Origin of the sequence: Nocardioides sp. Soil777, assembly GCF_001428425.1 — a bacterium.
Taxonomy (GTDB): Bacteria; Actinomycetota; Actinomycetes; order Propionibacteriales; family Nocardioidaceae; genus Nocardioides; species Nocardioides terrigena.
Map to the genome: position 1 here is coordinate 36139 of NZ_LMSN01000021.1, position 12187 is coordinate 48325.

General features: G+C 67.2%; 13 protein-coding genes. 7 read left to right on the plus strand and 6 right to left on the minus strand.

Annotated features, from left to right (window positions below):
* Positions 1–8 precede the first annotated feature (8 nt).
* From ASG88_RS21565 to ASG88_RS21580, 4 genes are read left to right on the plus strand one after another with little or no spacing between them, the layout of a single operon-like run.
* Positions 9–863 carry a 3-hydroxyacyl-CoA dehydrogenase family protein gene (locus tag ASG88_RS21565; protein WP_056889527.1) on the plus strand — a complete coding sequence of 285 codons (855 nt, stop codon included), beginning with the start codon at positions 9–11 and terminating at the stop codon, positions 861–863.
* The gene (locus tag ASG88_RS21570) at positions 853–2298 is read left to right on the plus strand and encodes a carboxyl transferase domain-containing protein (protein WP_082600884.1); all 1446 of its coding nucleotides are present in this window, start codon (positions 853–855) and stop codon (positions 2296–2298) included. The genes ASG88_RS21565 and ASG88_RS21570 overlap by 11 nt, the downstream gene beginning before the upstream one ends.
* A gap of 14 nt (positions 2299–2312) precedes the next feature.
* Positions 2313–2657: a DUF4286 family protein gene (locus ASG88_RS21575; protein WP_157559890.1), complete on the plus strand. Its 345-nt coding sequence runs from the start codon at positions 2313–2315 to the stop codon at positions 2655–2657.
* 40 nt (positions 2658–2697) lie between these two features.
* Entirely contained in the window at positions 2698–3633 is a 936-nt protein-coding gene (locus ASG88_RS21580; RefSeq protein WP_056889530.1) for a VOC family protein, read from the plus strand.
* A gap of 78 nt (positions 3634–3711) precedes the next feature.
* Here the strand turns inward: ASG88_RS21580 and ASG88_RS21585 are convergent, their stop codons facing one another.
* The 5 genes from ASG88_RS21585 to ASG88_RS21605 are packed head-to-tail and all read right to left on the minus strand — an operon-like array spanning position 3712 to position 7763.
* Positions 3712–4131 (minus strand): MaoC/PaaZ C-terminal domain-containing protein, encoded by a 420-nt coding sequence (locus ASG88_RS21585; RefSeq protein WP_056889531.1) that lies wholly within the window; start codon positions 4129–4131, stop codon positions 3712–3714.
* Positions 4132–4145: 14 nt separating this feature from the next.
* A complete protein-coding gene (locus ASG88_RS21590; protein ID WP_056889532.1) occupies positions 4146–4670 on the minus strand; it encodes an FAS1-like dehydratase domain-containing protein in 525 nt (174 codons plus the stop codon).
* Positions 4671–4720: 50 nt separating this feature from the next.
* Positions 4721–6142 (minus strand): vWA domain-containing protein, encoded by a 1422-nt coding sequence (locus tag ASG88_RS21595; protein WP_056889533.1) that lies wholly within the window; start codon positions 6140–6142, stop codon positions 4721–4723.
* On the minus strand, positions 6136–6876 hold the full coding sequence (locus ASG88_RS21600; RefSeq protein ID WP_082600886.1) for an alpha/beta fold hydrolase: 741 nt from the start codon (positions 6874–6876) through the stop codon (positions 6136–6138). The genes ASG88_RS21595 and ASG88_RS21600 overlap by 7 nt, the downstream gene beginning before the upstream one ends.
* Entirely contained in the window at positions 6873–7763 is an 891-nt protein-coding gene (locus tag ASG88_RS21605; RefSeq protein WP_235534961.1) for an AAA family ATPase, read from the minus strand. Before ASG88_RS21605 ends, ASG88_RS21600 begins: the two co-directional genes overlap by 4 nt.
* Positions 7764–7902: 139 nt before the next feature.
* On the opposite strand from ASG88_RS21605, the gene ASG88_RS21610 reads away from it, so the two are divergent.
* The 3 genes from ASG88_RS21610 (at position 7903) to ASG88_RS21620 (ending at position 11345) form a co-directional block, all read left to right on the plus strand.
* Positions 7903–9033, plus strand: coding sequence for an acyl-CoA dehydrogenase family protein (locus ASG88_RS21610; protein WP_056889535.1), 1131 nt, complete (start codon positions 7903–7905; stop codon positions 9031–9033).
* A gap of 15 nt (positions 9034–9048) precedes the next feature.
* Complete coding sequence (locus tag ASG88_RS21615) at positions 9049–10305, plus strand: acyl-CoA dehydrogenase family protein (RefSeq protein WP_056889536.1); 1257 nt, start codon at positions 9049–9051, stop codon at positions 10303–10305.
* An 86-nt stretch (positions 10306–10391) separates the two neighbouring features.
* Positions 10392–11345 (plus strand): MBL fold metallo-hydrolase, encoded by a 954-nt coding sequence (locus ASG88_RS21620; RefSeq protein ID WP_200956547.1) that lies wholly within the window; start codon positions 10392–10394, stop codon positions 11343–11345.
* A gap of 10 nt (positions 11346–11355) precedes the next feature.
* Here ASG88_RS21620 and ASG88_RS21625 read toward each other — a convergent pair whose 3' ends face one another.
* Positions 11356–12120, minus strand: a complete 765-nt coding sequence (locus tag ASG88_RS21625; protein ID WP_056889538.1) for a TetR/AcrR family transcriptional regulator — start codon at positions 12118–12120, stop codon at positions 11356–11358.
* Positions 12121–12187 lie beyond the last annotated feature (67 nt).

Sequence of the window (12187 nt, forward strand, 5' to 3'; positions counted from 1 at the left end):
GAGCTCCAATGCAGATCAAGAGGATGGCAGTCGTCGGCTGCGGAACGATGGGCACCGGCATCATCCAGGTGGCCTCGCAAGTGGGCATTGAGATCGTCGGAGTGGAGACGACCGAGGCCGGTGCCGAGGTCGCCAGGGAGCGGATCCGAGCGGGGCTGGACGCCACACTTGCCCGCGGCAAGATCACGTCCGCGGATGCCGCGGAGGCCGCCACCCGCTACACGATCACCACAGACATGAACGCGATCGTCGACGCGGACATCGTTGTCGAGGCGGTCTTCGAGGACGTCGATCTGAAGAACCGCATCCTGGCCGAGATCGACGGGCTCGTCGGCCCCGAGACGTTCATCGCGTCGAACACGTCCACGATTCCGCTCGTGATCCTGGCCGCGGCGACCAGCCGTCCGGAGCGCGTCGTCGGGCTGCACTTCTTCAACCCGGTGCCGGCCATGAAGCTGGTCGAGGTGATCAAGACCCCGGTCACCCTTCCCGAGCACGTGGAGAGCATGCGTGAGCTCGCGATCGCGATGGGCAAGAGCCCGGTCGTCGTCAACGACGTGCCCGGTTTCGTGGGCAACCTGCTGATCGTTCCCTACCTGCTCGATGCGATCCGGGCCTACGAGCGCGGTGTGGCGGACATGGAGTCGATCGACAGCGTCATCTCCCTTGGGTTCAACCACAAGATGGGCCCGTTCCGGCTCAGTGACCTGATCGGCCTCGACATCGTGCACGACATGGCCGCCTCGATGTACGAGGAGTACAAGGACCCGAAGTACTTCCCGCCGCCGCTGCTCAAGCAGTACGTCCGGCTCGGATGGCTGGGACGCAAGTCGGGACGAGGCTTCTACAGCTATGACGACTGACGTGCTCACTTCCCCGCCCGACGTGGTCACGGATCCCATCGTCCTTGAGCGGTGGGACGAGGACCACCACTCGGCTGACCCACTCGGCTTCCGGGACTATGTCCCACCGGCCGCCGAGGACGAGTCCGTGCGCACCGCGCTGGTGTCGCTGGCATCTCGGGAGGCAGTGTGGATCGACTGCGCGTTCGCTCGACAGGGCGGAACCATGGGCTCGGTCGCAGGGGACAGGATCGTGCAGGCCTTCGATCGCGCAACCGATCGCGGGCTGCCTGTCGTGCAGACCGTCTCGAGCGGAGGCGCGCGTCTCCAGGAGGGGATGGTCTCCCTGGTCCAGATGGCGCGTGCGGCATCCGCAGCCGCCCGCCATGCCGAAGCGGGCCTGATGACGGCGGCGTACCTGCACTCCCCCTGCACCGGCGGCGTCTTCGCGTCCTGGGCGTCGCTGGCCGACGTGCGCGCCGCGGAGCCCGGAGCCACCATCGGATTCGGTGGACCACGAGTCGTCGCTCAGGTCACCGGCCAGTTCCCGCCTCCCACGTCGCACAGGGCGGAGTCCGCACTCGAGCACGGGCTCGTCGACGCAGTCGTCCCGGTGGAGGGCCGGTGGGAATGGCTCGCCTCCGCAGTCGGCGCCGCTACCGCGTGTCCACTCGTCCCGCCCGGAGGCAGGGCCCACCAGCCTGATCGCAGCACCGTACCCGCCGACCCTTACGAACTGTTGGTGCGCTGCCGCTCGCACGCTCGACCGTCCGGCCTCGAGTGGGCCGCCTGGCTCACCGACTCCTGGGTCGAGCTGCGCGGCGCCGATCCTTCCTTCCGGGCGGGGCTGGCCACTGTCTCCGGGCAACGTGTGGTCGTGGTTGCGATGGACCGGTTCGGGGGACGTGACGGTGCCCAGCATCCCACTCCCGATGCGTTTCGGTTGGCTCAGCGTGCGCTCACCCTCGCCGACCGACTCCGGCTTCCCGTGCTCACGTTGATCGACACCCCGGGCGCCGACCCCTCCCCAGCCTCCGAGGCGGCCGGCATCGCTGGTGAGATCGCCCGCACGCTACTCGCGATGGCCCGACTGAGGTCCCCCAGTGTCGGCCTCGTCGTGGGGGAAGGTGGCAGCGGAGGCGCGATCGCGCTGGCCCACTCCGACCGGCTGCTGATGACGGAGGGAGCGGTCTTCTCGGTCATCGGCCCCGAGGCCGGCGCCGCGATCCTCTACCGCGACGCGGAGCGTGCGCCGGAGCTCACCCGCGACCTACGCATGACCGCGGCAGACCTGCAGCACATTGGCGTGGTCGACGCCGTCGTCGCCGAGGACGTCGCCGCCGTACGCCGTGCCGTCGTCGGCGCTCTGGCCACGGCCGTCCCGGGCCAGCGCGACCAGCGCATCGACGCAGTCACCGCCAGGTCCACGACCCGAACCGTCACGCCCACCAACTGAAGGAGAGCAACGAGATGGCGAAAGCAATGTTGCTGGCTTGGGCCAGCCCGGCGTCGCAGGAGAGCAACGCCGAGTTCGAGCAGTGGTACCTGAACACCCACATCCCACAGGTGCGCGTTGCCGTTCCATCGATCGGCTCGGTCTCACGCTACGCACTGGTGGACCCCGAGGCCGGCGGTCAGGGCCGTTTCCTGGCCGTCTACGAGATGGACGACGACGACATCCCTGCCGCGTCCGCGGCGCTCGGTGACGGCGTCAGCTCGGGCCGGATACAGATGTCGGAGTCGCTCGACCTCGTCAACGCCCCGCCCCAGCTCCAGTGGTACCGCCAGCACCCGGCGGACCCCGCCCAAGCCTGACCGGGTCGCCCGACCCACCATCCTCGACAGGAGTGCTCGAATGCAGAAGATCGTGAAGAAGACCGGTGACTACGGCATCGGCCAGATGATCCACGTGATCCACATGACCGATGACGTCGAAAAGCTGAACCGGTTCTACGAGGACGTATTCGGTGGCTTGTGCTACCTCGGCGTCGACGAGCCGAACTACCTACCCATCGAGGACCGGTATGCCGGTCTCTGGATGGTGAGCGACGTCTGCATCGAGACGATGGCACCTGCCCAGCCGGTCGATGCGACCAAGCCCGTCGGCAAGTTCTACAGCAAGTACGGCGAGCACCTGCACTCTGTTGGCTACAAGGTCGACGACCTAGAGGGGCTGGCTGACCGGCTGCTCGAGCGCGGCATCTACATCGGTGCCCCCGGTGGCGGAAAGATCGAGAAGCTCGACCCCGAGACGCTGTATTTCTACCCGAGCCCCCGCGACACCGCCGGCCTCATGGTCGAGATGTGCCGCATGGACATGCCGAACGACCCGCGCGACCTCGAGACCTGGTCGTCACAGGTCAAGATGTGGCGCTCGCACCCGCTCACGATCGAGCGCTTCTCCTACGTCACCCTCGGCGTCAAGGACCTCGAGTCCGCGGTGAAGACGTACGTCGACGTGATGCAGGCGGTACCGATCCAGGAGGGCGTGGACGAGGTGACGCAGGCCAAGTTCCAGACTGTCCAGCTGGGTGACTGCCTGCTCCAGCTGGCCGAACCGCTGGAACCGGACTCCGACCTCGGTCGCCACGTGGAGAAGTGGGGCAACATGATCTACAGCCTCCGCTTCAAGGTGCTCGACCTCGACTCTGCTGAAGCCTGGCTGACCAAGCAGGGCATCGGCACCGACAAGCTCCGCGGCGACCTCCTGATGACCCGCGTCGAGGACTCGCACGGTGTGCCGATCTTCTTCACCACCGAGGAGATCCCGGGGGACCCGTTCGCCGGATGATCGCGACGCACGACGGATGAGACGCAAGGATGCCCCCGCGATGGTTCGCGGGGGCATCCTCGTGCGTTGATCAAGCGGTCAACCGAGCTCCACGATCGCCGTTGCCGGAGCGAGCTTGTTGCCGTCCTGGTCCTCGGTCCACAGGGTGACCGTGGCAGTCAGCACGCCGTCCACAGTGTCCACACCTGTGACGGTTCCTCGTGCGGTGACCGTCATGCCCTTGGTGTTGGGGCCGCGGAACTGGCACGACAGGCGCGCGATCCGCGCGCCGGCGGGCATCCACGCACGCAGTGCGTTGTGCAAGTAGGACCACTGCAGGTTGCCCATTCCGAATGCGGTGACGTATCCCGCGGCGCGACCTGCCTCGTCGTCCATGTGGATCGGCACGAACTCGTCGTTCACGGCCGCGTACCGGTTCCAGTTCGCGAATCCTGTCTCGCGGGTGAAGGCAGGGATCTCCTCGCCGATCTTTACCTGATGAATGGTCGATGTCGTCATGACTGTGCGTCCTCTCAGTACCGGATGAGCGTGGTGACGGTGCGCTTGACGAGCTCGCCGTCCTGGTTGGTCCAGGTGTCCTCGGTCGTGCTGAAGAGCATCAGGCCCAGTCGTCCCTCGCGCTCGCTGTACGGGCCGAGGCGCCGGACGCTGGTGATGATGTCGCCGGGGCGCATGCGTGCGCCGTACTCGGTCTCCATCCCGCCGTTCAGCTGGAACTTCAGACCAGGTCCCGGCACGCCGGCCTGGATCTCGGTGTTGTCGGGGTTGTTCGGCTCAGGGGTGGCGTCCGGGCGGTTCGAGACGCTCGATGCGACCGCCCAGGCGAACGGATTGAACTCCTCCGGCGCGACGACACCACCGTGGGTGGTGGTGCGCGCAAGGTCCTCATCCATGAAGAGCGCCGGTGCCTCCTCCGGCCAGTAGACGGCGAGCGCCCATCGGCGGATGTCGGACTTGCTCACCGAATGGCTCACCTGGCGGGTGAGCTCGGTGCCGACGGCGGCGTTCATCGCCTCCGAGACGTTGCTGTCAGGCATGGTGCTTCCTTCCGGACCGGATGGTCGTGACGGGGACTGACCCCGGTGGGTCAGTCCAGCTGCTCGATGAACTTCTTGAGCTGGCGGACGTTGCGGCACTCGAAGACGCCGTCGCAGTGGGCTGCGTACTGGCTCATGACCGAGTCGCCGTCGTCCCATGCCGCAATGTGCTCGGGGTTGAGCCAGTAGACGCGTGAGGCGCGCTGATGGATCGCTTCGAGGTTCTCGGGTGACGCAGCACGGTAGTTCGAGCGGGCGTCGCCGAGCACGAGCACGATGCTTCGGCTACTGACCTGGTCGCCCCACTCGCGTCGGAACGTGCTCAGCGCGTGGCCGTAGTCGGAGCGGCCGTCGAGCCAGATCCCACTCCTGCGGGCGTCGATCCGCTCGGCAGCCTCGACGATGTTGTCGGAGTCCGCGAGCACGGCGGTGACCTCGTCGATGCCGTCGATGAAGACGAAGCTGCGCACGGACCGGAACTGCGTGCGCATGGCGTGGGCCAGCTGAAGCGTGAACCGCGCGAAGGTGGCCACCGACCCTGAGATGTCGGCGAGCACGATGAGCTCGGGCTTGTTGGGGTGTGGCCGGCGGAAGATCGGACGCACCGGGACGCCCCCGGTAGACATCGAGGCTCGGACAGTACGTCGGAAGTCGAGGTGTCCGTTGCGCCCACGCCGCCGCCGCTCGGCCAGCTTCCCGGCCAGCTGTCCAGGGAGGGGAGCGAGAATCGCCTGCAGGGCCTCTACCTCCGTGGCGGAGCCGGTGAGGAAGTCGACGTCCTCGGGAAGGGCCTGGCGTAGTGATCGTGCCACCGCGGCCGCGCCTCGGTCGAGGACGAGGCGGCGGCGAACCTCGGACTCGATGGCCTGGCGCAGGCGCTCGACCTTCTGATCGGCCTTCTCGGAGCTCAGGCGCCGCTTCAACAGAGTCAGGGACGACTGCGGACCAGGGCCGACTGGCCGCGTGAGCCGCTCGCGCAGGTCGCCCGGGTCGACGGCGCGAAACGTCCGGAAGACGTGGAACGTCCCGGCGACCGGCTGTCCCGGCTCGATCCGGGTGTGTCTGTCGACCAGTTCGACGACCAGCGGATGCAGGGCGAGCTCGTCGTTGGCGCCAAGGACGGTGATCAGCAGCTCGCGAAGCGCCAGATCTCCCAGCGCCGCGAGGTGCGACTTGGTCGTGCTGCCGGGGGGACCTCCCGAGCGGCCGAGATCGTCCTGGATCCCATCTGCCGGGGCGAGGGGCCGGGCAGATGCGCTCGCGCGAGAGAAGAACAAGTCGAAGACCGTGTCGAACGCGAGCTGGTGCTCATGGTTCTTCACCAGGGTCGAGGCCAGCATTGACTTGAGCTCGGCCCTGTCGAGCACGTCGATGTGTTGCATGGCGTGTGCAGCGTCGATGGTCTCCGTGGTCGAGACGGGGACGCCGATCGCTCGGAGCTCGGCAATGAGGCCCTCCAGCGTGCTCAGCATGTCAGCGTCCCGGAGGCGGCTGGCTCCGCTCCCGGCGTGACGTCCGCAAGGAACCGCAGGACGGCGTCCTGAGAGGCAAAGCTGGAGGTCGTGGTGAAGTGGTCGACGCCTCGCAGGGTGACCAGCCGGCCGCATGGAAGCGTGCTCGCCAACCGGTCGGCGGGCCCCACCTCGTCGCGGTCCCCGACACCCACCAGCATGGGGACGTCGATATTCGCGATCTGCAGCCAGGTCGGTGGGGGCGGCATGGCTCGGGCATAGGCGGCGACTTCCGACAGGTCGTTGCCGGCGACCCGCACCATCTGGCGGATCAGGCGCACCAACGTCGATGCTGGAGGGTTCTCCGCCGGCTCGTCGAGCGCGTCGGCCAGGAACGTGACGCCGACGGTGCGTCGGTCCAGCATCGCGTCGCCGATGCCGAGCAGCACTGCACGTCGGAACAAGTGGGGCCGCTCGATGACCGCTGCCAGTGTGGCGACGGCTCCGGCCGAGAACCCGACGACGTCCACCGGGCCTTTGAGGGCGTCGACCGCCATGAGCAGTCTGCGTTGCGCCGAGTCGGTGGGGCCGCTCAGTGCCGGCGACCCTCCGTGCCCCGGCAGGAGGAAGGGCAAGACTTCGCATCCCTCGCCCTGGAGCAGGTCTACCCAGCCTGACTGACGCCAGTTGTGGTCGAACGTCGAACCCATTCCGTGGACGAGGACGACCGGGGCTCGGTCCGGCGCCGCGTTCATGCCGAGCGTTCCGCCAGGTCGGCGTGGGCGCGTTCGATGTCGGTCTGGTGCTTGAGCAGGATCGCGAGATGGTCCTGCACCGTCTCCGCGTCCAGCTCCGTGGTGTCCAGAAGCACCAAGGTGCGCGCCCAGTCGAGAGTCTCCGAGACGGATGGCCGCTTCTTGAGGTCCATCGCTCGCAACGACTCCACGACCTCGGTGAGCTGGGTTGCCAGCTGCTCGGAGATGCCGGGCACGGACGCCAGCACGATCTCCCGCTCCCGCTCGGGGGAGGGGTAGCCGACGTGGAGATACAGGCAGCGGCGTTTCAGCGCCTCGGAGAGGTCGCGACTGTTGTTGGAGGTGAGGAGCACCAAGGGACGACGGCGGGCAGTGACCGTCCCCAGCTCCGGGATGGAGACCTGGAAGTCGGAGAGCACCTCGAGGAGTAGGGCCTCGGTCTCAACATCGAGTCGGTCGACCTCGTCGATCAGCAAGATGACGTCCTCGTCGGCACGAATGGCCTCGAGCAGCGGACGAGTGAGGAGGTAGTCCTCGCTAAAGATGTCGTCCTCGACCGTCGCCCACGTGCCTTCCCCGGCCTGGATCCGCAACAGCTGTTTGCGGTAGTCCCACTCGTAGAGCACCTTCGACTCGTCAAGCCCCTCGTAGCACTGCATCCGGATCAGGCGCGCGCCCGTCGTTCGGCTCAATGCCTTGGCGAGCTCGGTCTTGCCGGTGCCGGCGGGTCCCTCGACGAGCACGGGCTTGCCGAGCTGACTGGCCAAGTAGATGGTCGAGCTGATGGCTGTGCTGGGCAGGTAGTCCACCGATGCCAGCCGGTCGGACACCTCGCGAGCCGACTCGAACGTGAGGTCCGATGCTGGTGTGGGGATGGTGAAGCTCACCGTCTGCCTCCGGGGTCAATTAGGTGTAGGAACCCAAGTAACCCATATAGGTAGATCATTTGACAAGATGTCCTGATGGTGATCTGCTGGGTCGTGCCACCAAGCTGCGCCCCCGGAGGCGCCGACCGAGGGAGTACTCATGGAGCTCGAACTCTCCGCTGATCAGAAGCTCTTCCGCGCCACCACGAAGAGCTTCCTCGAGAAGGAGATGCCGCTCACCAAGGTGCGGGAGCTTTCCGAGGCCGCCGTTGGTTTCGACCGCGCCTGGTGGGCTCGCGGCGCTGAACTGGGTTGGGCCGCGATGCTGGTCCCCGAGGAGCAGGGCGGCGGAACGGTGTCCGGAGAGGGCCTCAAGGACCTCGCCATCGTGGCCGAGGAGCTCGGCGCTGGAGTGGCGCCGGGTGCTCTGCTGGCCACGAACATCGTGCTCGCCGGGCTGGTCGAGGCAGCGGGCGACGGCCCTGACCACTCCGAGGCGATCGAGTCGCTGGTCTCCGGTGAGAGCATTGCCACCTGGGCGGTCTACGAGGCCGGCGAGCAGTGGACTCCGCAGGAGCCGCGGGTGACTGCCAAGCTGCACGACGGCGTCTACGTCCTCGACGGCTCCAAGGACCGCGTCGAGCTCGCCGACCAGGCGGACCTGATCCTGATCACGGCCACGACCGACCAAGGGCTCACCCAGTTCCTGGTCCCGGTCGACCTGCCAGGCCTCACCATCGAGCTGACCTGGAGCCTTGACACGGTGCGGCGATTCGCTCTGGTCGACCTGGAAAGCGTGGAAGTGCCGGAGTCCGCAGTGGTAGGCCGCCCCGGTCAGGCAGCGAGGATCATCGAGCGCCAGCAGCAGGTCGCGCTGGTCCTCCAGTGCGCCGAGATGTGCGGAGGGCTCGAGAGGGTCTTCGAGTTCACCACACAGTGGGCCTTCGACCGATACTCGTTCGGGCGCCCACTCGCGTCGTACCAGGCGCTCAAGCACCGTTTCGCCGACATGAAGACCTGGCTCGAGGCTTGCCACGCGACCACTGCAGCCGCCATATCCGCAGTCCAGGACCACGGCGACGACGCCGCTGAGTTGGTCAGCGTCGCCAAGTCGTACGTGGCCAATCGCGCTGTCGAGATCTTGCAGGACTGCGTGCAGATCCACGGCGGCATCGGGGTCACCTGGGAGCACGACCTGCACCTGTACCTGCGACGGGCCACGGTAGACCGGGCTCTCTACGGAACGCCTGAGGACCACCACCGCCGTATCGCCGACATCATCGCGCTCTGAGAGAGGCACCAACTCATGACTGACACCACCGTCGAGGACGTCGAGACTTTCCGACTTCGTGCCCGGACCTGGCTGGCCGACAACATGCCCAAGGTCGACCCGGATGCCGCACCCCCGCCGCCGGGTGACGACGACGAGGAGTGGGCCAAGGCCCGTGAGCTGCAGAAGCTCCTGCACGGGGGCGGCTTCGCAGGCATCTGCTTCCCCCGCGAGTACGGCGGTCTCGGACTCGGTAGCGAGTTCCAGGAGGCCTTCACGCAGGAGGCGGAGGGGTATCAGATGCCCCTCCTGCTCAACGTCCCGACCTTCAGCATCTGTGCTCCCACCATCCTCGACATGGGGTCGGAGGATCAGAAGCGGGAGCGGATCTCAGCCGCGATCCGCGGCGACGAGGTCCTCGTCCAGTTCCTGTCGGAGCCCAGTGGCGGGTCGGACCTTGCCGGCCTGATCACCCGCGCCGACCGCGACGGCGACACCTGGGTGATCAACGGTGCGAAGACATGGAGTACCTCGGCGTACGCCGCGGACTACGCCCTCTGCCTCGCGCGCACCGACTGGAACGCTCCCAAGCACCGCGGTCTGACGATGTTCCTGATGCCGACGGACACACCCGGTATCACCATGCGCAGGATCACCCAGGTCAACGGGTCGACGGAGTTCTGCGAGGAGTTCTTCGACGACGTCGTACTCCCCGGGAGCGCTGTCGTGGGTGAGGTCAACGGCGGCTGGGCGGTCGCGTCCCGACAGCTGTTCCATGAACGGACCGCCGTGGGTGGAGGTTCGCCCTACGTCAGCGGACGCGGCACCGGACGCGTGGCCACTCCCAAGACCGACCTCGTGGAGGTAGCCAGGGCGACCGGCCGCAACGGCGAATCGGGCGTGCGCGAGCTGGTCGGCGAGGCCCACGCCAAGGAGAGGGTGCAGGAGCAGCTCATTCGTCGGGTCACTCGGGGCATCACCTCCGGCGCAATGCCGCCTCCCGCCGCCTCGATCATGCGACTCTTCCATGCCGAGACGGACTGGCTTGTCGACGACTATGCCGTCTCGATTGCCGGCGCCGCGGGAGTGACCGGGGTGAGCGGCGACCCGAGTGACCCCGGAGTCGGCGGACGCGTCGCGGTCAACTACCTCATGCGTCAGGGCGCAAGTCTCGGCGGCGGTAGCTCTGAGATGTCGCGGAACATCATCAGTGAGCGAATCCTGGGGATGCCTCGCGAGTTCGCCGCCGACCGGGACGTCCCGTTCAACCAGGTCAAGCGGGGGCCGAGCTGACCGGTGTCGAGGCCGGTCCTGCGCTGCCGGCCCCGGACGAGGTGTCGGACTGGACCCGGGCCGGTGTTCACCCGGTGGCGCCCGGGGTGCACCGGATCCCCTTGCCGCTGCCGAACGACGGCTTGCGGGCGGTCAACGTCTACGCGATCACCGATGGAGAGTCTCTCGCCTTGGTCGACCCGGGCTGGGCGCTCGACGTCGCACTGACGCAGCTCAGGTCGGGGCTTGCCGAGCTGGGTGCGGAGTTCGGAGACGTCGACCGCATCCTGGTCACCCATGCCCATCGCGACCACTACACCCAAGCGGTGCATCTACGCCGCCTGGTCGGAACGCACATCTCGCTTGGCGCGGGGGAGAAGCCCACGATCGATGCCATCATGGCCGGCGACGAGGATGGCGGGGCGCAGGACCGCCTCGAGCACCTGACTCGATTGGGAGCTGAGGAGCTGCTGCCCCTGTTGCCCCTGCCGGACGCGCCACCCGGCACGTGGGAGGCGCCGGACCGCTGGCTCACGGACCGCACCGTCGTTCGGGCCGGAGGCCGCGGGCTGGAGGCGGTTGCGACGCCTGGACACACGCGTGGCCACATGGTCTTCGTCGACGACAAGCATGACCTGCTCTTCGCGGGTGACCACGTCCTGCCGTCCATCACTCCCTCGATCGCCGTCGAGCCTGCTCCTCAGCGCTTGGCACTGCGCGACTACATGGACTCGCTACGACTCGTGCGCGCGATGCCCGACCGCATGCTGTTGCCCGCCCACGGCGATGTGACGCCAAGCGCGCACGCGCGCATCGACCAGTTGCTCGAGCACCACGACATGCGTCTGCAGCAGTCGTTGCTGGCCGTCAGCCAAGGATGCACCGCCTCCGACGTGGCCCGCGTGCTCCGCTGGACTCGGCGCGAGCGGCACTTCACGGACCTCGGGCCCGGCGATCAGATGCTGGCGACCTCGGAGACCGCCGCGCACCTGGACCTGCTGGTGCACCAAGGTCGGCTCCGCAGCGCGATCCATGCTGGCGTCGTTCGTTACGGCAGCTGACACGCCGCCATCAGCTGGTGCGTGCCTTGCGTGCGGCCCTCTGGTCGGTCGTGGGCAGCTTGCTGCGGAGACCCTCGATGATGAAGTCCAGCCCTGCCTCGAACTCTTCGTCAGACGCGAAGCTTGCACTCCAGTAGTCCAGGGAAGCCTCCAGGCCCGGGTAGGCCGCAGGCTGGCCGTTGGGCTCCACGGCCCAGATCCGCCGCGAATCGATCATCATGAACCGATCGTCGGTCTGGTCGGAGAGATGGAAGAGTCGCTGCTTGTGGACGACACCCTGGGTGTAGACCGACATCGCCTGGTAGCCACGAGCCGCAGTCTCCGGATCGAAACCGGCGTCGATGAGCACGGTCACCTCGTGGTTGATCCGGTCGAGGAAGCGGAGGCGGGGAGTGACGGTTGCGGCGGAGCGGCGGAACACCAGGAAGTCGCACATCACCGGGTTGTCATGAAAGATCTGCTTCATCTCGCGGAAGTAGAGCCTGAAGTGCTTGTCCCACGGTGTGTCCGGATGGTCCGAGAGGAGGGAGAGATAGTCATCGGCCGACTGCGCGATCATTGCGTCGAGGAGGTCCTCCTTGGAGCGGAAGTACCAATAGAGGCTCGTCACCCCGACATCGAGACGCTTGGCGAGCTTGGGCATGCTGAGCTTCTCGACGGACGCCTCCTCCGCGAGCTCGAAGGCCGCGGCGAGGATTGCCTCGCTGCTCAGTGAGCCGCGGGGGTTTCGGGTCGTCCGTGGCTTTGCCTTCGCGCCATTCACCCGAGCGGTCATGTCAGTGCGTCCGTCCTGTCGTTCTCGGTCCTATCACCGTAAGCGTTACGACAAGACGGTATCAGGT